At 51.3% G+C, this 22,721-nt stretch carries 21 protein-coding genes; 3 read left to right on the plus strand and 18 right to left on the minus strand.

Going from position 1 to position 22,721, the window contains the following annotated elements:
• Position 1: 1 nt before the first annotated feature.
• From T502_RS06120 to T502_RS06135, 6 genes are all read right to left on the minus strand, one after another.
• Positions 2–1,195 (minus strand): FprA family A-type flavoprotein, encoded by a 1,194-nt coding sequence (locus tag T502_RS06120; RefSeq protein WP_042706308.1) that lies wholly within the window; start codon positions 1,193–1,195, stop codon positions 2–4.
• 30 nt (positions 1,196–1,225) lie between these two features.
• Complete coding sequence (locus T502_RS08770) at positions 1,226–1,381, minus strand: rubredoxin (RefSeq protein WP_084173096.1); 156 nt, start codon at positions 1,379–1,381, stop codon at positions 1,226–1,228.
• 108 nt (positions 1,382–1,489) lie between these two features.
• The gene (locus tag T502_RS09200; protein ID WP_342665772.1) at positions 1,490–1,663 is read right to left on the minus strand and encodes a rubredoxin; all 174 of its coding nucleotides are present in this window, start codon (positions 1,661–1,663) and stop codon (positions 1,490–1,492) included.
• A 149-nt stretch (positions 1,664–1,812) separates the two neighbouring features.
• Positions 1,813–3,924 carry a DEAD/DEAH box helicase gene (locus tag T502_RS06125; RefSeq protein ID WP_042706309.1) on the minus strand — a complete coding sequence of 704 codons (2,112 nt, stop codon included), beginning with the start codon at positions 3,922–3,924 and terminating at the stop codon, positions 1,813–1,815.
• Positions 3,925–3,938: 14 nt separating this feature from the next.
• Positions 3,939–4,748, minus strand: coding sequence for a DUF7839 domain-containing protein (locus tag T502_RS06130; protein WP_042706310.1), 810 nt, complete (start codon positions 4,746–4,748; stop codon positions 3,939–3,941).
• On the minus strand, positions 4,732–5,244 hold the full coding sequence (locus T502_RS06135; protein WP_042706311.1) for an ArsR family transcriptional regulator: 513 nt from the start codon (positions 5,242–5,244) through the stop codon (positions 4,732–4,734). Before T502_RS06135 ends, T502_RS06130 begins: the two co-directional genes overlap by 17 nt.
• Before the next feature lie 327 nt (positions 5,245–5,571).
• Between T502_RS06135 and hypF the strand changes: the two genes are divergently transcribed.
• On the plus strand, positions 5,572–7,830 hold the full coding sequence (gene hypF, locus T502_RS06140) for a carbamoyltransferase HypF (protein ID WP_042706312.1): 2,259 nt from the start codon (positions 5,572–5,574) through the stop codon (positions 7,828–7,830).
• Positions 7,831–7,982: 152 nt separating this feature from the next.
• Here the strand turns inward: hypF and T502_RS06145 are convergent, their stop codons facing one another.
• The 9 genes from T502_RS06145 to T502_RS06185 form a co-directional block, all read right to left on the minus strand.
• A complete protein-coding gene (locus T502_RS06145) occupies positions 7,983–8,654 on the minus strand; it encodes a PEGA domain-containing protein (protein ID WP_042706313.1) in 672 nt (223 codons plus the stop codon).
• A gap of 373 nt (positions 8,655–9,027) precedes the next feature.
• Complete coding sequence (rpl12p, locus tag T502_RS06150; protein WP_042706314.1) at positions 9,028–9,345, minus strand: 50S ribosomal protein P1; 318 nt, start codon at positions 9,343–9,345, stop codon at positions 9,028–9,030.
• Positions 9,346–9,386: 41 nt separating this feature from the next.
• Positions 9,387–10,235 carry a 50S ribosomal protein L10 gene (locus T502_RS06155; protein WP_042706315.1) on the minus strand — a complete coding sequence of 283 codons (849 nt, stop codon included), beginning with the start codon at positions 10,233–10,235 and terminating at the stop codon, positions 9,387–9,389.
• 1 nt (position 10,236) lies between these two features.
• Positions 10,237–10,881, minus strand: coding sequence for a 50S ribosomal protein L1 (locus T502_RS06160; RefSeq protein WP_042706316.1), 645 nt, complete (start codon positions 10,879–10,881; stop codon positions 10,237–10,239).
• Positions 10,882–10,945: 64 nt separating this feature from the next.
• On the minus strand, positions 10,946–11,419 hold the full coding sequence (locus T502_RS06165; protein WP_042706317.1) for a 50S ribosomal protein L11: 474 nt from the start codon (positions 11,417–11,419) through the stop codon (positions 10,946–10,948).
• A gap of 159 nt (positions 11,420–11,578) precedes the next feature.
• The gene (locus tag T502_RS06170; protein WP_042706318.1) at positions 11,579–12,055 is read right to left on the minus strand and encodes a transcription elongation factor Spt5; all 477 of its coding nucleotides are present in this window, start codon (positions 12,053–12,055) and stop codon (positions 11,579–11,581) included.
• Between the two features lie 43 nt (positions 12,056–12,098).
• A complete protein-coding gene (locus T502_RS06175) occupies positions 12,099–12,272 on the minus strand; it encodes a protein translocase SEC61 complex subunit gamma (protein ID WP_042706319.1) in 174 nt (57 codons plus the stop codon).
• Positions 12,273–12,281: 9 nt separating this feature from the next.
• Entirely contained in the window at positions 12,282–13,397 is a 1,116-nt protein-coding gene (gene ftsZ, locus T502_RS06180; protein WP_042706388.1) for a cell division protein FtsZ, read from the minus strand.
• Positions 13,397–14,854: a D-aminoacyl-tRNA deacylase gene (locus tag T502_RS06185; protein WP_042706320.1), complete on the minus strand. Its 1,458-nt coding sequence runs from the start codon at positions 14,852–14,854 to the stop codon at positions 13,397–13,399. Before T502_RS06185 ends, ftsZ begins: the two co-directional genes overlap by 1 nt.
• 331 nt (positions 14,855–15,185) lie before the next feature.
• On the opposite strand from T502_RS06185, the gene ileS reads away from it, so the two are divergent.
• A complete protein-coding gene (gene ileS / locus T502_RS06190; RefSeq protein WP_042706321.1) occupies positions 15,186–18,359 on the plus strand; it encodes an isoleucine--tRNA ligase in 3,174 nt (1,057 codons plus the stop codon).
• 132 nt (positions 18,360–18,491) lie between these two features.
• On the opposite strand, the gene T502_RS06195 is transcribed toward ileS, so the two are convergent.
• Both T502_RS06195 and T502_RS06200 read right to left on the minus strand, forming a co-directional pair.
• Positions 18,492–19,334, minus strand: coding sequence for a tRNA(His) guanylyltransferase Thg1 family protein (locus T502_RS06195; RefSeq protein ID WP_342665759.1), 843 nt, complete (start codon positions 19,332–19,334; stop codon positions 18,492–18,494).
• A gap of 166 nt (positions 19,335–19,500) precedes the next feature.
• Positions 19,501–19,761 (minus strand): PRC-barrel domain-containing protein, encoded by a 261-nt coding sequence (locus tag T502_RS06200; protein WP_042706323.1) that lies wholly within the window; start codon positions 19,759–19,761, stop codon positions 19,501–19,503.
• 51 nt (positions 19,762–19,812) lie between these two features.
• On the opposite strand from T502_RS06200, the gene T502_RS06205 reads away from it, so the two are divergent.
• Entirely contained in the window at positions 19,813–20,976 is a 1,164-nt protein-coding gene (locus T502_RS06205) for a site-2 protease family protein (RefSeq protein WP_042706324.1), read from the plus strand.
• On the opposite strand, the gene T502_RS06210 is transcribed toward T502_RS06205, so the two are convergent.
• Entirely contained in the window at positions 20,966–22,693 is a 1,728-nt protein-coding gene (locus tag T502_RS06210; protein WP_052359212.1) for a radical SAM protein, read from the minus strand. The two genes, T502_RS06205 and T502_RS06210, sit on opposite strands and share 11 nt — an antisense overlap.
• Between the last annotated feature and the right edge of the window lie 28 nt (positions 22,694–22,721).

Here is a 22,721-nt window from a genome sequence, read left to right on the forward strand (position 1 = left end):
ATCATTTTTTGAATAATTCGTTGTGTTTTTTCACGATCTCGTCAACAAGGCGGTCGAGCATGCCGTATGCCTCCTCATCGGGCAGTCCTTTGATATAGACCGGCTCGATGATCTCCGCGGTATTGTTCGGGAACATCGCTTTAAGGGTCTCAACCGCAGTTCCGCCCCATCCGAAAGAACCTATGATACTGATGAACTTTGCCTTAGGTTTCAGGATATTGGCAATAAACGTCAGGTTTGCCGCCTTGGGATGCGGTCCGAAGAGGACGGTCGGCGTCGCGAGAATTATCGTTGCCGCGTCTATAAGGTCGGCTGCAAGCCTTCCCGTGTCTGCCTTTCCGAGATTATACGGTTTTACGGTAATCCCGTGCGCAAGAAGCGCGTCGGTGACATATGAGACCATCTTCTTTGTGCTTCCGTGCATCGAGATATACGGAATTATTACCTTGTTTGACACTCTGTCACTGCACCAGTCGGTATAGGCGCCGATTATTTCGTCAATCGCCTCTTTTCCCTTATAGATGGGGCCGTGGCTGGGTGCAATGATCTCGGGGGCAAGTTCTCTTACGGCCTGAACATTCTGTGCCGTCGGATACCTGAACGGCATCATAATCTCGGCAAAGTAGCGTCTGGCGTTGACGTAGTGCGTATGCACATCCTCGATGAATAACTCGGATGTCGCATAGTGCGAACCGAAGAGGTCCATGCTGATGAGCATCTTATCCTCGCGGATATATGTCATCATGCTGTCGGGCCAGTGCGACCAGGGTATCTGAATAAACTCGAGCGTCTTGTCGCCCAGCGACAGTGTGTCGCGGTCGTTTATCGTCGAGATTTTGAAATCGGGCACCTGAAGCATGCTCTTTAAGAGTTCTTTTCCCTTTTCCGACGTGATTATCTTTGCATTCGGGAAGAGTTCCAGAAATACCGGTATTGAGCCGGAATGATCCTGTTCGGCATGGTTGATGATGATGTAATCTATCTTCGAGACTCCCGAGCGGGCTATGTTTGTTATCAATTCTTCTTCGAATTCGGGATCAACCGTATCTATGAGGACGGTTTTTTCACTGCCCTCTATCAGAAACGAGTTGTATGTAGTGCCGTCGGGGAGCGGAAGGAGTTCATCGAAAACCTGTCTGTCCCAGTCGAAGACGCCGATAGAGTATACGCCTTTGCAAACTTCTCTGACTACCATAATAATCACGTAATGTTTTGTATAATCTGATTATACGGAAATGAAGCTTGATTTTCTTGCGCCGCAGATCGGGCATACCCAGTCGGAAGGAACGTCGTCCCATGCAGTTCCCGCAGGTACTCCCTTGTCTCCCTTCTCCTGTTCGTATACGTGTCCGCAAAGTGTGCATTTCATTTTGTCTGCCATTTTTTCTTTCTCCTTTAGTTTACTATTTACGATATTTGAATTTGAAATTTGTTGTTTTAACAATCGAAAATTTGTTATGATTTTTTTGGATTTTCTATGGTTAAGATCTCAGTCATCTATCTCGATTGACGTGAATCTGTCTTTTCCGACTCCGCATCTCGGACATTTCCAGTCGTCGGGAATGTCTTCGAACTTTGTGTCCTTCTTGATTCCGTTTTTGCCGTCACCGTAGCGTGAGTCATAGGTGTATCCGCATTTTTTGCATTTCCAGATAATTGCTATTAATTACACCCCCTGTCCGTATGAACAGATATGAAATATTCTTGGGGATGTTCATATAATACTTTTCTTTAAAAATTTGATAAAAAGAGAACGTAAGAATGCGGGATTCTGCGCATCATTATATGCATATATACGGATATGCCGCGTATCTAACGTTTACCGCGGATCTGCTTCGTAAGTTCCTGCTTGGTCCTGTCGTATTTTTCCTTCTCGGCATTGCTGCTCTGCGCAAGGTTCTGACCCTTCTGATTATTGTCGCCGTCAAGCTCGTCGCATTCGAGTTCGGCGGCAATCTCAATCGGAGAATCGACATGCTTTAAGAGAACACGTATGCGGTCAAGCCTCTCCATTCCGATGAAGTGCTCCGCCATTACTCTGGCAAACGGCGAGAGTTCCACTTTGTCGCCTTTTACCGTGATATAACCCGCTTTCTTTAGCAGCGGATATACATCGTTCATCTCGCCGACCATGGTTGCGCACATTCGCCTGAGACCGTCGCTGTCGCCTTTGCAGACAACGGCATGCGCGATATACTCCTCCGAGGATGCCTCGCTGTCGTAGACCGGCGCTACCTCCTCCATCTCGCCTTTCAGAAGGCTTATCGCTACCTCCTCCTCGGTCAGTTTTGTCTCCCGCGAGTAGTTGCCGCCGGGCTCGGCAAGGACGACGACCTTACCGAGATCGTGATAGTCGGGTCTTCCCGCACGCCCCATCATCTGATAAAAATCCTGGACCGTGAGCCATTTGATTCCCATCGCAAGTGCATCGAAGATAACCTGCGAGGCGGGGAAGTCGACGCCGGCGGCAAGCGCCGCTGTTGTGACCACCGACGATATCTCGCCTTTCTCGAATTTCTCTTCGATATCGCGCCGCTCCTTTGCGCTGAGTCCGGCATGGTATGCCATCGATTTTTTGCCGATGGCTTCAGCTATCTCGTGACACCGCGACCTCGAGTTCGTAAAGACTATGGTCTGACCGCGGAAACCTTTTGAGGACTTGTTGCGGTATTCTATCGTGACGAGGCGCTTGACTGCTTCAATCTTCTCTTTTTTCGCAACGAAGATAAGGTGACGTTCCAGCGGCACGGGGCGTTCGGCGTAGGTCACAAGAGCGGCACCGAGCTTTTCGGCAAGAAGGTGCGGCATACCTATGGTTGCGCTGAGATACAGAAACTGCGCCCGCGGCAGGAGATACTTAAGTCTGGATATAAGACCGTCGAGGCGGTGACCGCGATCTTCGTCCTCGAGCATCTGAACCTCGTCTATGACCACGGTGCCGATGTTTTTGAGGGTTTTGCCCGTCCGCAGGATGTGGTCAATGCCTTCGTAAGTGCCGACTATGATATTCGCCTGCGTGCTCCTGTTGGCATTGACCTTTGTCTCCGGCAGATTTATCCTTGAAACACCCGTGAGCAGGGAGACCTTCATATACGGATAGCGCTCGGTAAAGCGTGTATATTTCTGGTTTGCGAGTGCCACAAGCGGGACAAGAAAGAGCATATTGCCCCTGCCGCCGAAGTAGTTCATGTTGCCCGCCATCTCGCCTATGAAGGTCTTTCCGCTCGCGGTTGCCGCGACCACAAGCTGGTCTTTACCCTCAAGAAGACCTGCCTGCACGCAGAGATGCTGCACGGGCATGAGTTTCGTGACGCCGCAGACCTCCTTGAACTTCTTCGGCAGATTGAGATCGCTGATATTTGTCGTCTCGATTATCTTATGGGACTCCAGAATGTCGAAGACGGTATGCTCAAGATCAATCTTTTCAGGCTCGAGCATGGCAAGGATCCTGTCAAGGTCCATATACAGCATAAGGAGCTTTTCGAGGTGAGCGGTCGAGAGCCCGCCCATCTTGCCCATGTATCCGATCTCGCGGCGCAGCTCGTTCATTGCGCAGTCAACGCATATGACTTCTTTACCGTGTTTTACCTCGTTCTTGCCTTTGAGAGGCGTTATCTTATTCTCGAGAAGACACCTGCGGCAGACCGTGATGAATCTGTATTTTATCTGAAGATCGTCGAGGAATTTCTCGAAATTCTTTGCTTCGCCGGTGAGCACCACATCGCAGGAACGAAGCTGTGAGATGAGTTCTTTCGTGGGAGTATGCGCAAAATGGCGTTTCCCTTCACCTCTCAGAAGGTAGCTTTTGGGTCGGTATCCCTTCGAAGTCTCGACAAGGGTGATTACGCCTTCAGCGCATACGCAGTGATTATCGTATAAAAAAAGTTTATACTCGCCGCGATTCGGGCTGATTATCAGTTTCATGTCAGGAAAAAAGATTAGGGTGCAATGAGGTCATGGATGACATATCGCAGGTTGACTGCCTCAAGCCTCTTTAAGAAGTCGGTGAAGTCCTCATCCACAACGACAAGAGCGGATTCAAGACCGTGAATCGCGGCTTCGATAACGCCCTCGCGCGATCCGAAGAACGTGTTCGGAGTAAGTCCCGTGTTCTTTACCGCAATATCGGCTTCTATACCGCATGTGCCGATGAATCTGACCTTCTCGAGAATATTGCGCAGAAGTTCGGGCTGAACGCGCTCGGAACCGCCGCGCTGGATACGCGGAACCTTGCAGACGTGAACAAGACCGTATGAAAGCTCTATGATGCCGACAAGGTCCGAAACACCGAGATCCATGCCGCTTTTCGTGTCGGCGATGGCTATGCCCGAAGCGCTCTGCTCCTTGTAGGACGCATGGATATGACCGTCCTTCATGTAGACGCCGACCTTGTCGCCGGCACGTATGTTGCAGTCGGCGATTGCCGTCCAGACCGCGACCTGCTGCACGATATCGTGCGTGATGTGCTTGGCATAGGATTCCAGAGCCTCGGCATTGTTGATTACCCATTCGACACCCTTGGGTGTTATGACATAGCTTCCGCGACCCTGCGACTTTACCATCTCGTCATCGACAAGCTCGCGTATGTATTCCGAGACCGCCTGCGGAGTTACCCCTAATATCTCCGCAATCTCCTGTTGCCGGACGGAAGGCTGATTTTCAGCTACACCTACAAGTATCTGAAATTTGGTAGCCTCGCGTTTGCTTCGAAGTATGATATAGAGGGGATCTTTATCCTTTGTTTTCAACAAAGACCAGCCCCTGACCTTTTACATCCAATATCGGAAGTCTCTTTGCAAGTCCTTTGATAAATACAGGGCTTACGCTGTATTTTCTCGCAAGGTCGTTGACCGAAGAGTTTCCGGATTTTACTTCTTTTTCTATATCGTCCACAAGACTTCTCAGAGCGTCGTCGGTTGAGATTGAGACGTTGATTAAATCCCCCAAATCATCCATCGTGCATTGGAAGTTTGCCCTGAATTTGCTGTAGGTCGTCTTGTATTCAATAACCGGTTTCTCGCCCGGTTTCGGCATTCTCCACTGTTCTTCCACAAGATTGCCTTTCTTAAGGATGGCAAGGCATTCCTTCACCTTATCTGCGGCTGTTGATTCTGAAAGTTCGGTCTCGGTCATCCAGTTCTTTGAGAGTAATGTATATACGTTCTTGAAGTCCGAGTCATTGAAAGTAATCAAAAGCGGAACAAGATCGAGAGGATCGTTGACTATTCTAACATGTCCCGTCAAGATAAAAACCCGTATAAATATAGGACCTGCAATAAAATAAACTTATTCAGATTTCTTGACTTGCCTTAAAATTACTTTAACTACTTCTCTTGGGACGGCAAAAAAGGCACGTTTTCGGTTGATTTCCGCATTATGCCGACTTTCAAAGTTCATCCCCTATTGCCGCATACACCCGCGTATGCGACAGTATGCGATAGTATGCGATATTAAGATCAATCACCTTTTATTTTTTTAACTCATATGTGAGTAAAGAGCGGCAGGAGAGTCTGGCGGCACGAGCGGCAGGAGCGGTAAAAGCGCATTTCATTTGCCGGAGGCGGAGGAAGCATGGGTTCAAGGGTATCCGGACGGATTGTCATAAAGGGAATTGTGCAGGGGGTCGGTTTCCGACCGTTTGTATACTCGCAGGCGAAGCTGTACGGCATACGCGGCAGTGTAAAAAATCTCGGCAGCGAAGTGAGCATTATCGCCCTCGGCAGTCGTTTTGAGGAATTTTTGAAGGCGGTATCGGTCGGCACCGTTCTCTCGAAGATAGACAGCGTCGAGGTCTTTGATATAGATGATTCCGTGGCGGAAAGCGATTTCGGCGGCGGGTTCGTTATAGAAAAGAGCGGCAGGAGCGATTCGCTTACGGGATTCATACCCGCGGATGTCGCAATCTGCGATGAATGCGTGAAGGATATCTTCGAGAAGGGCGGGCGCTACGAGGGATACTGGGCAACCTCGTGCGTCAACTGCGGACCGCGTTACAGCATTATCCGCGAAGTTCCCTACGACCGCGAACGCACGACCATGGATGAGTTTCCGATGTGCGATGGCTGTCGCGGGGAGTATGAGAGCCCGCAGTCGAGGCGGCATCATGCGCAGACCATAGCCTGCAATGCCTGCGGTCCGAAGTTGTTTCTGCTTGACAGTGACGGCAATGACCTTAAATCAGCATCGCCCACAGACGATGCCGCAAGACTCCTCGACGAAGGTCATATCGTCGCGATAAAGGGTATCGGCGGTTACCACATCGCATGCATCGAGTCCTCCGCCGTTAAACTCAAGACAGCTCTGGGAAGAACCGAGCAGGCGCTGGCAATAATGGCAACCGAAGATACGGTCGCGGATATTGCCGTTGTCGGCGCCGGCGAACACGCGATTCTGAACGGTCCCGAGCATCCGATTGTCGTATTATACAAGAAAGACAGGGATTCGCACCGCGAGATATCAAATCTCGACACAATCGGCTGTATGCTTCCGTATACGGGTCTTCATCATCTGCTCTTCTCGAAGCTTAAGAACCGGATTCTTATAATGACCAGCGCAAATGCGCCCGGAAACCCGATGATTACCGATACGGAGAAGGCGGTTGCGAAGCTGAAGGGCTGTGTCGATTATTATCTTGCGCACGACCGCACGATTCTCAACCGCTGCGATGATTCCGTCGTGCGTGAAGGCTACATAATAAGGCTTTCAAGAGGATATGCGCCGAAGAGAGTGAACATTAATCTCGGAAAGGACTGCATTCTGGGCACGGGACCCGAACTTTACACGACGGTATCCGTCTATAAGAACGGGTTCTGCTGCACTTCGCCGCATATAGGGAATATCAAGAATCCGCAGACTCTTGAGTATCTGGAGGATACGGTCGGCAATCTGAAGACGCTTCTGGGAGCGGATTTTGACGTGATTGCGCATGACATGCACCCGCAGTTTTTGTCAACGCGGTTTGCGAGGCGGCTTTCGGATGAGACGGGCGCGGAGACCGTCGCGGTTCAGCACCACCGCGCCCATATCGCGGCGGCGTTCTCAAAATATGCGGCTGAGGACGCGGGGCGCAACTGCGTGGGCATTGCTCTCGACGGCGTTGGTCTCGGCGATGACGGGACGGTCTGGGGCGGGGAGATATTCATCGGCGATATCCTTAACCTCAGGCGCGTCGGTCACCTCGAGAGCGTGAAGATGCCGGGCGGAGACCTCGCGACCGTATACCCCGAAAGGATGCTTTACGGCATGCTTCCCTGCGAAGATACCGCAAACCTTCTCTTAAATCGCGGGTGGAAGGATTCCGAGCTTGCGATCCTCGATAAGCAGATAGAACGCGGCTTCAATGTGCCGCTTACGAGCAGCGCCGGAAGAGTCCTCGATGCCGCTTCCGCACTATTGGGTATCTGCCGCGAGCGCACATATGACGGCGAGCCCGCAATGAAGCTCGAGGCGGCGGCATCCGCGGGACGGGCGGAGAAATGGGAGAGTGTCGTTACCCGCGACGGCGGTATGAGCGTCCTTTCTACATCGGCACTCCTTAAGAATGCGCTTGCGGCTAAGAATGCGGGCAGAAGCATAAACGACATTGCCGCAAGCGTCCAGTTCAACCTTGCCGACGGCTTTGCGGAGATTGCGGTGGAGAAGGCTCTCGATGCCGGCATAAAAGATGTCGTTCTCTCGGGCGGCGTCTGTATAAATCACACAATCCGCGAGACCATAGTAAGAAAGGTCTCGGATGCGGGACTGAACATGATAATAAACCGCGAGTATCCCTTCGGCGACGGCTGCATTTCCTACGGTCAGTGCGTCTATGCGGGGCTTCTCAGGCGTTGATGCGACAGAGCACCAAAACGAGCACAAAATTGCGGCAAACAGTTACAAACTGTGACTGACTGTGGGAAAAGCGGTGGAAAATCCTGAAACGCCCGAAAACAGATTATAAAAACGAAATAAAATAATTTTTCAGGATTTGTCCTGAAATGAATTTACTCTCTCTTTGCAAGATATGCGATACCGAGAATACCCAGTATTAGACCTGCAAAGATGCTTACCGCCGACAGAGGTGACGCGGGTGTTACGGGTGTTACCGGAGTAAGTGTCGCATGAAGCTTAACGGTCTCGCCCGCCTTGGGATATTCCATAATCTGAGCGGTAAAGGTTGTGTAACCGTCTTTCTTTACGATGTAGGTTGTGTAGGGCGTGCCCGTGACATAGACGGGGACGGTAAGTTCTCCGCCGGCGATAGTGCCTTTGTAGTCTTCGTTAAAGTAGACCTGTGCGCCGTCGACGTTACAGTAGACAATGTATTCGCCCATGTTACCGCCGATAGGAGCCTGTGTCGGTTCGGGTGTAAGGGTTGCATATACGTCAGCATAGTTTCCGGCACCCGGGTGCGGCATATTACCCGACCACGGTGTGTAACCGTTGCTCTGAACCGAGATTGTTCTGTAGGGTGTGCCTGTCGTGTAGACATATCCGAGAAGAACTCCGTTCTGGATTGCTCCCTTGTAATCGCTGTCAAAGTATACGCTTGCACCTTCAACATTGCAGTGCACGATGATAAGACTCTGATCTCCGCCGATCTCGTAAGCGACCGCAGGTGCGGCAACGGCAAGGAGGAGTCCGAGACCCAAAATTAACGCAAATATTTTCTTCAAACTATCACCTGATTGTGATAACAGAAATAGCGCTTTTTAGAGTATAAGTCTATCTATTGGAATTCTCTCTTAAACCGTGAATAAAACCCGTTTATCTCTCGGAATATCCGCGCTTTGCAATATCTCACGACCTCTGTCACTGACGGCATGTTAATCGGGTTAAGTAAATCCCGTATCTGCGGGCGGAAATGAATGTCGTGACCGTTGATGAACGCTATTATTGTAAATATATCCTATTGGCGTTAGTGAACGTAATAACCGTAAAAGAACTCTATTCGCAGATGAATAATCGAAAGATATAATCGAAAGTTAAAATGTTAAAAAGTCGTAAAACAGATTTGCGTAAATTGATTTTGTCGAAAAAAAGGTGGATTTATCCGAAGAGAGCTCCGAGTCCAGCCATTCCGCTTTCCTCGTCTGCCTTCTCTTCCTCTGCCTTCTTCTCAGGTGCCGCTTCAGCTGCTGCCGGAGCCGCTGCGCCTGCTGCTGCCGCCGGTGCTGCAGCTACTGCCGCAACTGCCGATTTCTCGATTGCTTCCGCAATGTTAACGCCGTCAAGTGCTGCGATGAGTGCTTTTACACGGCTGCCGTCGACTGCGATACCTGCTGCTGTCATGACTTTTGTGACAGCATCTTCTGTTACTTCCTTACCTGCGCTGTGCAGAATAAGTGCTGCATAGATGTATTCCATTTTATTCACCTAATTTTGAAATTTGATATATTTTTATTTCCTTACTCAGTAAGTGCTTTTACGGTCACCGATTCGCGCTGTGCACGACCGATGATAAGTTCAATAACGTCCTTCTCGTAGATTGCCGCCTCGACTGCAAGGTTCTTGGCCTCGCGAACAGCTTTACCGATAATGGCTTCGGCTGTTGTCTTGGTCGGGATAGCTGCATTGACCGACAGGTTGAATGCCTGTTTGCCTGCGAGAGTGAGTTTGTTCATGAACTCGGTCTCATCAATTGCCAGTGTAGAGGGCTCAAAGAATGTGCCTTCATAGTAAGCAACCTGGAGGTTCAAACCTACGTCGATTGTCTTAATATCAAGTTTTGCGAGCACATCAGCGAGTTTCTCGCTGATGACGTCGCCTGCTTTGGCAACAGTCTTTGTCTCACGAATAACGACTTTTCCGCCTTCGATAGCGGCAGGAATGCCTGCCTGCTGGAGAGTACCCACGATAGGTCCGGGCGGGAATGCGGTAGGTCCTTTCGGAACAACCACGTCTTCCGGTGCGACATCGCCGGGCTTGGCGATCATCTTTGTCATGGTCTCCTGAAGCTTCTTGTAAAGCTTGAACGGATTTTCGTTCGTGTAGATCATTGCGCTCTGACCGTCGACATACTCGCTTGTCTTGCTGATGTCGCCGCCGAGCTGTGCAAATGCGTGCTCGATAAGAGTGTTCCTGGTCATCTTGATGACCGCGGTTCCGCGGAGATCGCGGCGCATCTGCTGAAGCTGGCTTGCCGGAATACCGTGCAGGTCGACAAGACCCGTGAGTTTGTATTCGCCGGAAAGGCGCTTAATCTGCTCTACTTCATCCTGTTTCCACTGTGGAAGGTGGTGTGTATATAATACCATATTACATCAACCTCACTGACGGACCCATGGATGTTTTTACGTAAACCGAGCGAATGTTCATCTCACCGCTCTCAAGGTGACCTTCGACCTTTCGCAGGACCGCGTCGATGTTATCGGTTAAATCCTCAAGGGACTGGGAAGCACTGCCGATTCTTACATGGAATGTCTTCTTGTCCTTCGATCTGAATTTGACCGAGTTTCTTAAACGCTCTACGATTGGTCCGATGTCAAGTCCCTGAGGAATCGGCTGCGGCATCTTACCGCGCGGACCCAGACGGGTACCCAAGTAACGACCGACAAGCGGCATTACTGCTGTTTCGGCAAGGAAATACGAATATTCATCCGCAATCTTTCTTGCCTCACGCGGTGATCCTCCGAGACGCTCGATTTCTTCTGGCCCTATGATGAGTTCCACTTTTGCAGCTTTTGCCTGAGTGGTGATATCTCCTTTTCCGAGAACGGCGATCTTCTGGACACGTCCCGTTCCCTTAGGCAGAATCATAGTCTCATCTATACGGTTTTTCGGCTGCGCCATATCGATGTTCTTCAGGTTGAATGTAATCTCTACACTCTCCGTGAACTTTCGTTTCGGCGCCTTTTCTATAGCCTCTGTTACGGCCTTTAGAATCTGGACCCTTTCAACCATCTAATTTCCTCCATAGTTCAACGACTCGAGATTATCGAATCTTCTATGGGTCTTCATAGTCTATTCATGCTAACTTACTGTCGTATTCGCCTGCATCGATGAGAGCAAAGATATCCTTCGGATTCTTGCCGTCAACCGTGACGCCTACGCTTACACATGAACCTATGACCTCTTTGACGGCGGTCTTCAGCTCATACGAAAGCATGTCGTCGAACTTCATGCGGGCAATGCGGACAGCAGCTTCAAACGGTAAATTGCCAACCTTGTTTGTGTTGGGTTCTCCGGAACCTTTCTCAAGGCCGCACTCTTTTATGATGAGTGACGTTGCCGGAGGAACACCCACGGAAATTGTAAATTGCTTTTTGTCGTCGACTTCGACTTTTACAGGAACCTGCATACCGTTGAATTCTGCGGTCTTCTTGTTTATCTCGTCAACTACGGCTTTTACATTAATTCCGAGAGGTCCTAATGCCGGTCCCAACGGAGGACCTGCAGTAGCTTTACCGCCGGGTACCAATACCTCGACTACTTCTCCCATTGTGTATCACCTTTCGCTTCCGTGCCGGAATCTGATACCCGACACTAAGCTTGGGTCTTAAAATGTTTGAACTGTACTGACTTAAATGTATCAATATGTTCGGCGGAATAATCCTCAAAAATCCCGTAAAATATCCGAAAAAACAGAGTTGTAAAAAATTTATTCGTGGGTCTTGTCGATAACGCGCACGTTGTCGCCGCGCACCGTAATCGGGATAGGAACCATGCTCTCGTAGAGTTCGACGGTTATCTCTTCTTTTGAGGTGTCGACACGCTTGACGACTGCCTTCTCGCCCTTGAACGGACCGGCAATGAGCTCTACGATTGTTCCCTCGTCTATGCCGGTGACGACCGGTTTCGGGACAAGGAAGTGCTCTATCTCGGAGAATGCCATCTCGCCTTTTACGACCGCACGCGCATTCGGAACCATCTCGCGAAGCTGCTCTATACGTGCAATGGAGTCGGGACTCTCGATAAGGACGTAACCTTTCAGTTCGTCGGGCGCCATTACGGCAACAACGCGGATCTCGTCATGGTCTTCCAGAGCCTTTACAATGTTGTCAACCACCGTGCGCTCCTGTTTGGCGGTTGTCTTCATTGCATAGATCGTGGTCTTTATCTCTTCTGCATCAGTCATTTTATAATCCTGTAAAATATTGAAAGATTTTTAGGGGTTGATTTTATGGGAGTATGAGGAATATTTCGTAGATGATAAAACCGATAATACCTATTATTGCGATACCAGCCGCAGCTACTACTGCAATCTTCTGAAACTCTTCTCTGGTCGGTGTTCTTGCCAATTTAAGAACACGAATGTATTTTTTGAATAAATCTTCATCGAATTTAAATGCCATTTAATGTCTTCACCTTAAAAAGTCGATATCGTACTCGCGCTCAGATGTTGGCTTGCGAACATTATAATCTTCACTTCTGCCGTATATCTGCGGTGAGCTGACACCCGTCACGACAAGCATGGTGCGCATCCGTCCGTGCATGTCCGGATCGACCTGTGCTCCCCAGATTATGCGTGCTTCCGGATCAATGCGGTCGCAGACTTCCTGCACCACACCCTCGGCTTCTTCCATTGTCATGTCCGGACCGCCGACGACGTTGACAAGCGCGGCTGTCGCGTTTGTGATGTCAACGTCGAGTAACGGTGACCTCAATGCCTTTTTAACGGAATCTGCTGCCTTATCTTCGCTGTCGCTCTCGCCCATGCCTATCATGGCGACGCCGCCGCGCTCCATGACCGTGCGGATATCGGCGAAGTCGAGGTTGACCATTCCGGGCTGGGTAATCAGTTCGGTAATTCCTTTGACGGCACGCATGAGGACCTCATCGGCGACCTTGAATGCCGCGTGGAGCGGAAGTCTGGGGACGACCTCGAGGAGTCTGTCGTTGGGCACGACGATTACGGTGTCGGCAACGTCACGGAGGCGTTCGAGACCCGCTTCGGCGTTTTCAAGCCTGATTGCACCTTCCGAGCGGAACGGAAGCGTTACGATTGCGATTGTGAGCGCACCCTGGTCGCGTGCGGCTTTGGCGATAATCGGCGCCGAACCCGTACCAGTTCCGCCGCCGAGACCTGCCGTGATAAAGACCATGTCGCTGTTTGCGAGCAGCGCGCGGATCTCTTCGTCGTTCTCGAGAGCCGCCTCTTCTCCGACCTGCGGGACCGAACCTGCACCGAAGCCCTTTGTCTTGATGCGTCCGATAAGGATTCTCTTGTCTGCTTTTGTTCTGATAAGGTGCTGTGCATCGGTATTGACTGCAAAGAGCTTTGCACCGTCGATACCTTCTTCGTACATGCGTGTGACCGTGTTTGATCCGCCGCCGCCGCATCCGACTACCGAGATCTCGGTGCGCATCGAGTTCAGAAGATCCATGAGTTCCTGATCTTCGTCGCCTTTGCCGCTGTCTACAATCATTTCCGTGTCGGCATTTGCCCTGCTGAGCGCTTCTTCAACTATTGATTTCATCATAGGTATTTCTCCAACCCCTTAATGCGGATTACCTTTGTAATTTGATTTGAAACCATTTCCGGCGTTATTGTCTTACCGTTAAGGTTTATCTCAAAACCTGCCGCAAGCTTTCCAAAGGACGGACCTTTTGGCACCCCCAACTCTGTTGCTTTGGCAGGGTCAAATCTGACTTTTTTGAGAATCAAAGTGTCACCCTCAATGGCGGTGCCACTTTCCTTGTGTAATATCTTGACGCATAAAGATATTAAATCATTTATTGTTTGTTCTCCGAACTCTTCATAGGTTATAAATGCCGGCTCCAAAATTCCGTTTTTCGAGAAGAGTGCGGCAAGTTTCATGGATTCCATTCCCTCAACCGTTCCTTTCGGGTCGGTTTTGTATGCTTCCGCGACGAGTTCGGGATCAATCCCGATTATTACGGGCGTCTTTTCCGCGTGTTTCTTTGAATCCGGTTGTGTATCCGTGAGTGCAAAGATACGGTAATTCAGTTTCGGGTATTTTTCGGAGACGAACCTGCGGATTTTCACGCAGTTCTCCCACGATATGTCTTTTATCTCCTTTATCTCCCCTTCCGTGAGTATTGGAATATCCGCGTATCGGCTCTCTTTGAAGACGGATTCGAGTCGTTTAAGTTCCTGCGCATTGAGTGCTTTTCTGTCGATGTAGGCGGCATCCGCATGCGTCCTCTCAATCATGAGTTCGAGTGAACTTACGGTGATGCCGGCTATCTCTCTCGTATGCGCAATATGCCCGAATGCTCCTTTTGAGTCGAGAGAGATATCGGTCTGGCGTGCGGCATAGTGCGTGCCGCCGAGCCCTATGAGGCGGATGACGTCATTGAGGGTGTCGTTATCAAGGGAGAGCGCGTCGAGGACGGCGCCGGCGACAAGTTCGCCCGCGGCATCGTCCTGCCATTCGTCGATTGTGCTTCCTATCTCCACGAAGAGCGAGGGCGTCCTGAGGTCGGTGGGTCCGTGGTGCGTGACCTCATAGGAGAGGCGGTATCTGCCGATATCGTCCTGCGCTTCTTCGTCCGTGACGTCCGTGCCCGCAGTTTCGTCTGCAGTATCATCTTTGGTTGCCGCCGCTTTCAATCGCCGGTTCATTGCGTTGAGCACCGCATGCATCATCGCGGGCGCCGCCGTCGCAAGTTCACGGTCGTTTCCGCCGAGCATTGCCTTGCCGTAGTTGCCTGTGGCGTGGACCGTGAGCGCCGGCGTCGGATTCTGACTGGAGTGGCGCGATATGAACATTATGAGGTCGCAGTCAGTGCGGTCGTCAAGCCCTTTCTCGTAGATAAGCCTGTCCTCGGCCTGGAGGAACAGGAGTGTGTGACTTTTGAAGGCAACCGTTTCGCTCTCACCGACTGTCTCCTTTCCAAGACGCTTTAACAGATGTTTTCTGATGTTGCATCCCGCAATATCCGTCTTTGAGTTAATTATCGCTATTTTCATATTTTCCCTAATTATCAGATTTTTGTCTTAATCATGTCATTATCTTGTCTTAATCTTGTATTTATTCGAAATAATCGTCAATAATCGTCAATAATCGTCAGTAATCGTTTTATGTGATTATCTTCTCCGCGGTATGGTTACAGCGATAATATTGATTCGCAAAAGTAATCAAAATTATTCAGGCATGGTCATGAGTGCAATATAATGTATATGTATGTGCCGACACATCACGGTATACGAAGTATCGTGATCTACTTAAAAGTTTGATGTAAACTGAAAAATACTATCTTTAAAGAGAGACATACATTAACGGACTATCGAGGGATCACATTTGAAAGAGGTCGCAAGCAGCTATAATGCAAAAGAGGTGGAGGACGAGGTTCAGAAGTTCTGGACGGCGGAGGATACCTACAAAAAAGTAAAAGAATTGCGCAAGACGGGTCAGGATTATTTCTTCGTCGACGGACCGCCGTACACGACGGGAAACATCCATCTCGGAACCGCATGGAACAAGCTCATAAAAGATACGATCCTGCGCTATAAGCGCATGCAGGGCTTCAATGTCTATGATCGCTCGGGCTACGACATGCACGGACTTCCGATTGAGGTCAGAGTCGAAAACCAGCTCGGATTCAAGTCGAAGAAGGATATCGAGGGCTACGGCATCTCGAATTTCATCGAGACCTGTAAAGAGTTCGCGGTTACCAAACGTGACACAATGTCCGAGCAGTTCGAGAAACTGGGTATCTGGATGGACTTTAAAGATCCGTATCAGACCATAAAGCCCGAATTTATCGAAGCGGCATGGTGGACCATAAAGAAAGCCGACGAGAAGAAACTTCTCGAGACAGGTTACCGCGTGGTCAACTGGTGTCCGCGCTGCGAGACCGCGATTGCCGATTCCGAGGTTGAATACTGGGATGAGGAAGACCCGTCGATATATGTGAAATTCCCGATTAAAGACCGCGAAAACGAATATCTTGTCATCTGGACCACTACTCCGTGGACACTTCCCGCAAACGTGGCCGTTGCGGCGGGAAAGGATTTTGTCTACGCAAGGGTGGAGGCCGAGAAAGAGGATAAGAAGGAGATACTCTGGATTGCCGAGGCGCTCTGCGAGGATGTTCTTAAGAAAGGAAGATACACGAACTTCAAAGTCCTCGAGACGAAGACAGGCGCTGAGATTGCCGGCACGGAGTATTTCTCGCCGCTTGAGGAGGCGGTTCCCGTTCAGAAGACGGTAAATCACAGGGTTGTGCTTGCCGACTACGTGGAGCTAGACAATACCGGACTTGTCCATATCGCGCCCGGACACGGCTGGGACGACTACCTTGTCGGCGTCCGCGAGAAGCTTCAGATACTCTGCCCCGTAGACGGCTCGGGTCACTTCACCGAAGATGCGGGCATATTCGCGGGTCTCTATGTCCGCGAGGCAAACGATAAGGTGATCGAGGCGCTCGGCGACTTCCTCCTGCGCAAGATGAAGATCACCCACCGCTACGGTCACTGCTGGAGATGCAAGACACCTATCATCAGCCGCGCCACTCAGCAGTGGTTCATTGCGATCCCCAAGATCAAGGAGCAGCTTCTCTCCGAGATTGCGAAGGTCAAATGGTATCCCGAATGGGCGGGAAGTGCCAGATTCCACGATTTCATAGCCGACGCACGCGACTGGTGCATATCCCGTCAGAGATACTGGGGTATCCCCATCCCCGTCTGGAAATGCGACAAATGCGGCGAATACCATGTCTTCGGCACTATGGCGGAGTTAAACGCGACCGCCGGATCAAACCTCACCGACCCGCACCGTCCTTATGTCGATGAGATTACATATCCGTGCCCGAAGGGTTGCGGCGGCACCATGCGCCGTGTTGAAGATATATTCGATGTCTGGTTCGACTCGGCAATGGCTTCGTGGGCGACGGTCGGCTTCCCCGGAAAGACGGAAGACTTCGAGAGGCTGTGGCCCGCGGATTTCATCACCGAAGGTCAGGATCAGACCCGCGGCTGGTTCTATTCCCAGCTCGGGGCATCCGTGATTGCGTTTGACAAAGCGCCTTATAAGAGCGTCCTCATGCACGGTTTCGCACTCGACAGCGAGGGCAGGAAGATGTCAAAGTCAATCGGCAATGTCGTCACGCCCGAAGAGGTCGTGGAGAAGGTAGGTATCGATGTTTTAAGGTTGTATATCCTTTCGTCGAGCGCACCGTGGGACGACCTGAAGTTCAACTGGGAAGGCGTCAAGACCACGAACCGCACGGCAAACATTCTCTGGAATGTCTACCGTTTCCCGCTCCCGTATATGATTCTCGACTCCTTTGAGCCGAAATGCACTGTGAGCGGCGTCTGGAACGGCGATTATGTCCGCGAGAATATTGCGAAGATGCCGGATGAGGACAGATGGATTATCTCCCGCATCAATACTCTTTGCCGTGATGTAAGCGCGTTCACGGAGTCCGGCGAGCTTCACCGTGCGTCAAGAGCGATTCTCAACTGTATCCTTGAGGATATCTCGCGCTGGTATGTCCAGCTTGTCCGTTCAAGGATGTGGCTCGAGGAGGATGCCGTTGAGAAGATTCAGGCATACGAGACTATGTATTATGTCATGAGAAGGCTCTCCGGCGTAATGGCACCCTATGCCCCGCACCTTTCCGAGAAGATCTATCGGAACCTCAGATGCGCTGGCGACCCCGCAAGCGTCCATATGCTCGACTGGTATGCCGGCGACGAGTCTCTCTGCGATGCCGAACTCGAGGCTGAGATGGCGGTTGTTCAGGCATTTGACGAGTCGGTTGCCGCCGCAAGACAGGACGGCAAGAGAAAACTGCGCTGGCCGGTCTCCGAGGTCTTTGTTCTCACGGATTCAAAGGTCGTCGAGGGCGCGGTCTCAAGGCTCGGCTATCTCTGTAAACAGCGTGCGAATGCAAGGAAGATAACGGTCGTAAACGGTCACTGGGACAGAATGGGCGTGAGCGTCGAGCCGAATATGCGTGCCATCGGTCCGGGATTCGGAAAGCAGGGTCCGCAGGTCAAAGCCGCAATCGAGGCTCTCGACGGCGCCGCAGCCGCGGCACTTAAGACCGAGCTTGCGTCGAAGGGCAGTGCCGTTCTCGGCGGATTTACGATTACCTCCGATCACGTGAAGTTCTCGGAGACGATGCCGGAGAACATCTTCCCTGCGGAAATGACCGATGCGACCGTCTGCGTGGACGTCACGCTCACCGAAGATCTCGAAGCCGAAGGATATGCCCGCGAGGTCATAAGAAGACTTCAGGAGATGAGAAAGCAGGCAGGTCTCAATGTCGAGGATACGGTCAAGGTCGCAATGAGCGTCGCCGATGCGAGAGTCTCAAAGCTGATTGAGTCCTGGAAGGACTCGATTGCCGGCGAGGTCCGTGCCGTTAAGATTGAGATGACTTCCGACTCCGGCGCCGTAAACGGCGGACTCGTTCAGGAATGGGATGTCGAGGGTATTGCCATGAAGATGGCGGTTACCCGCGCCTGAATCCGAAAAAAAATCCGAAAAAATTGAAAAAAAGTTGGAAAAAAAATTGAAAAATCAATTAAAAATATTTTTACTGTTTTTTACTTTTATTACATCGGTTTATTTGCTGTAGATCTGTCAGATATTCGTTATTTATCGGTTTTTGGCTGCCCTGTCTTTTCCTTTTCCGATAAGGTTTTGTAAGTAGTTCACGCCTTCGGGTTCGCTGAACAGCGGCAGGTCTTCATCGCGCGATATGCGGCGGCGGGCGGTTTGGACTTCGACCTTCTCTATGGGGTTATAGCCCGTCTTGACGTATTCCTCGCGGAATATTATCGTGCCGCGTCTCTGCCATGCCGGCGTTTTTGACAGGTTTATGCCGCGCTCATGCATCATCTCGTGCATTGCCGCGGATTTGGCGCCGTTTAGGACCTTCGCCGCCTTCTGCGGCGTCATGCCTTCGGTAATGAGGGCATGCTGGCAGTATGCGTTCATGTGGTTCCTCCATGCCTCTTTCTGCCGCCAGGAGAAGTATTCCGCAATCACCGAAGGCTCTCCCGAGAGCATGACAATGCGGGAGTCGAATGACGCCGGCTTTGAAAGTCCCATTGTCAGACCGAATGCCGCTGCCGCGTATGAAGCCGCGACCGAGTCAATCTTTTCCACGCGCCCGCTGAAAGGCAGCGTTGAGAAGAAGATGCTTATTTCGTCGGAGAAAGTGTAGGCAAAGTCCGGTTCGAGTCCGCTGTCGCCGACAATCATCTCGCAGACCCTGCACATGGCTTCGTTAAAGCGCGTGTCGTAGGGTTTTTCCAGCCGCAGTTCCGCCGTGAGCGTGTGAAACGCCCTTCCGTCGAGCCTGACGACTACGGGCGGCACTGCCGTAAGACTGCTGAATATCTCCCTATCCTTAACCGTCATGACCGATACTCCAAGACTGCGTGTAACTCCGACACTGCGTGCAACTCCGAACTCCGATGAACGGGGGCGCGTCAACAGCGTAAAAGCGCATAAAATGTATTCTTTCAGTGATACCCGAAAGTACCCCTGCGCACCCCCCGTGACACCTGCGGCGAACTCTCCGTATCCGCACGCAAAAAATCAAAATTTTGCGAATTATAAAAAAATTCGCGTTATTCGGACGATATTTCTCGTAAGCTTCTCAGTCCGCGTCCTTTGCGGGGAACATGTTCGAGAAGTGTCTGATTATGATAATATCGCCGATTGATCTGATGATACGATACGGTATCTTAATGCCCTTGAATCCCTTAAGCTGAATGAGTTCGGGGTTTAATTCACTAACGGCGAGGAAATCTATCTTTTTTGAGTCGACGTTAAGTATTGCATCGTCAACAATGCCGACGCGGATTGCCTTCTCCGTGTAGACCTCCATCCCGAAAAGCTCAGTAACCTGTGTCTTCATGATAACCAGTGAAGATATAAGACTTGAAAGTTAAAAATATAATCCATCTGTATGGGGGATTCTATAAAAATCGGATCGCTTGCGGGTGTGCCCGTAAGACTCCACATCACGTTTCTGCTGATTATTCCTGTCTTTTCGTATGTCATAGGAAAAGACATCACCTATACCGTAAGGTTGCTCGAGACGGTCTACGCAACCGGCGATCTCGACGTTTCCGTTCTGGCTGCGGGTTATACCCCGTATCTGCTCGGCGCCGCAGTCACTCTCTGTCTGTTTGCGGCGGTATTCCTCCATGAAATGGCGCATTGTCTGATAGCGATGAGATACGGTCACAGGGTCACCGAGGTTACTCTCATGCTCCTCGGGGGCATCTCGGTTATCGAGGACCACGGACGAAGCACGCCGAAGAGTGAGTTCTGGATATCGATATCGGGACCGGTTGCAAGTCTCTTAATCGGCATCCTCTCGAGTGCGGTCGCATACGCCATTGTCGGATATACGCCGCTCCTGACCGGGAGTCCGATGACAGGTCTTATTCTCTTCTATATCTTCGGATATCTGGGGATTCTCAACGTATTCCTCTTCCTCTTCAATATGATCCCCGCTTTTCCGATGGACGGCGGCAGAATACTTCGCGGGCTTCTCTCCCTGAGACTCCCGCACACCCGCGCCACAAAGATAGCATCCGACATCGGCAAGATTTTTGCCGTTTTATTTGCGGTCGCAGGTATAATCTGGCTGAACTTCCTTCTGATTCTTATTGCCCTTTTCATCTATTTCGGAGCCGCACAGGAGAACTCAATGACCGAACTGAGCGAGCGGATAAAGGGCGTCAGAGTTACGGATGCGATGAACGGCAATGTCACGTATGTCTATGACAGCGACCTCATCTGCGATGTTGCCGCAAAGCTTTCGTCCGAGATGGTCTCCGGCTGTCCCGTCATAAACGGAATGGGGCACGTTGTCGGAATGATCTCGCGGAAAGAGGTTGACGGCGTATCGGGGGCGGATGCCTTCACGGTGACCGCCGGCGAGGTCATCACCGGCAATTTATTCGGGGTAACCTCGGATGCCACGCTCTATGACGCGCTGGTTATGATGTCGGATAAGGATGTGGACATTCTTCCCGTCTTTGAGGGCACCGAGATAATCGGGCTTGTGAGCAGTACCTCGGTAATGCGGTATTCTCAGGAATTCGGCGAGATTACCGGTTGAAGTCCAGATATTCCGTGTAGAACTGAGTTCCGGCAACCTTCTCGAACTCGGCGGCATTTTTGTAGGGGCGCTTTACGAATACGTTCGTGCCCGTTTTCTTACCCATATTCGGGAGTTTTTTTATGACGGCATGACCTGCCGTATTGATGCGGAACGGTTTTTGAAATGCCGTGACCGAGCGGTATCCCCAGTCGGTTACAAAGAAGTCGCCGACCGTGCCTACCGGAAGTTCATAGGGGATGCCGATGAGAATCGGGTATGAACCGAGTTGTCTGGCAAAAGAGATGTTTCCCGAGACCTCGACGACGGCATCCGAGAGAATTGTTCCCTGCGGGAGCACTCTCTTTAGCATGGGCAGATCGAATTTCTCGCGCACGGTCTCTTTGAACTGTTTGAAGCGCTTTGCGTGCAGACCTATGGTATTGTTTCCGTAGGCTTTCGTTCCTTCGAACGGCATCACCTGACGGATGTTTATGCGCCGCGTCATGAGTCCGTCGTCGAGGATGCGCCTCAGGAATTTCTCGTTTAAGTCATAGGTCTCTTCGGTCTCGCCGGCAAGGTTCGTCACGAAGTTGAGTCCCGGAAGGAGTTTAGGAACGCCGTTTCTGTCCCGTGTCGCACCCGCCCCGTTGATTATCTTCACGGCCGTGTAGACGTCGTCGGCATAGGCTTTCAGGTTGTTTGCCTCGACCACTGCCGGGTCTGCGCTCTCAAGACCAAGAGCCGCGGTGTCGCCGGCGGTGTTGTATGCGGCGATTGCTTCCAGCGCCGCCCTTGATTCGTCGGGATATGCCGCGATTGTGCAGGGGTTTATGTTGTCGATATGGAGGACTTTCAGTTCCGGCGCGCTCGCGCGTATTCCCGCGAAGAGCGCCTCAATCTTCTCCGGGCAGGGTTTGGCTACGCCCATATGCGAGCTTGCGCCGTATGCGAGGAGGTCGGGCTGCCTGCCGAGCCTGAAGTATCGTGCACCTGCGTTGTGCAGAGCCGCGACCTCCGCGGTTATGCCATCCTGCGTCCTGTATCTCGGCATTCCGTAAAGGAACTCGGTGCAGAACGCACAACCGCCGACCTCGGCGCGTGAACAGCCGCGTGCCGTCTCAAGTTCGCATATGACATGGGGGTATGACGGGTGGAGTTTAATTATGCCGCTTCCGAGTACGCTCCAGCGGTCAATGTTTCCGTATTCGAGCGTGCCGCGGATGATTCTGCCCTCAGTTGCATCCTTTGCATTTGGTACATTCGCGCCGTCGGGGTCTTCGAGATATGTCTTAAGGTATCGGTTGAGGGCATCGGCGATCTCGCCGCCTAAGAGGCAGTCATAGAGGGAGTAGTCATCGCTCTCCGCCTTCATGCCGCCGCCTGCCGCGTTTCCGAAGACTATCGGACCTCCGAGGACCTTCCGCGGTCTCTTCAGTGAAGAGGCAATGCGGTTTATCTCGCCCGAGTCGGCAGGCGTTCCGCCGAGATATTTCCCGGGAACCGTGACTCCGGCTATGAAGATTAAGAGATCGCATCTCTCGATCCCGGGGAGAATGGCGGGGTCTTTGCGGAGCATGTCGATTGTGGCGTATTTTACCCCATAGCCGTTCCCGGCACAGACTCCCGCGCAGTATCTTACATACGGGGAGATGTAGGGCGGCACCCCGAGGCATGCGGGTTCGTCGACATAGCCGTCAAGAATGAATGCGTTTTTTGATGCGTTTCCTTTATCCATTTTCCTGTATCTGCCCTTTAACGCGGTA

The organism is Methanomicrobium mobile BP (genome assembly GCF_000711215.1).
GTDB lineage: Archaea > Halobacteriota > Methanomicrobia > Methanomicrobiales > Methanomicrobiaceae > Methanomicrobium > Methanomicrobium mobile.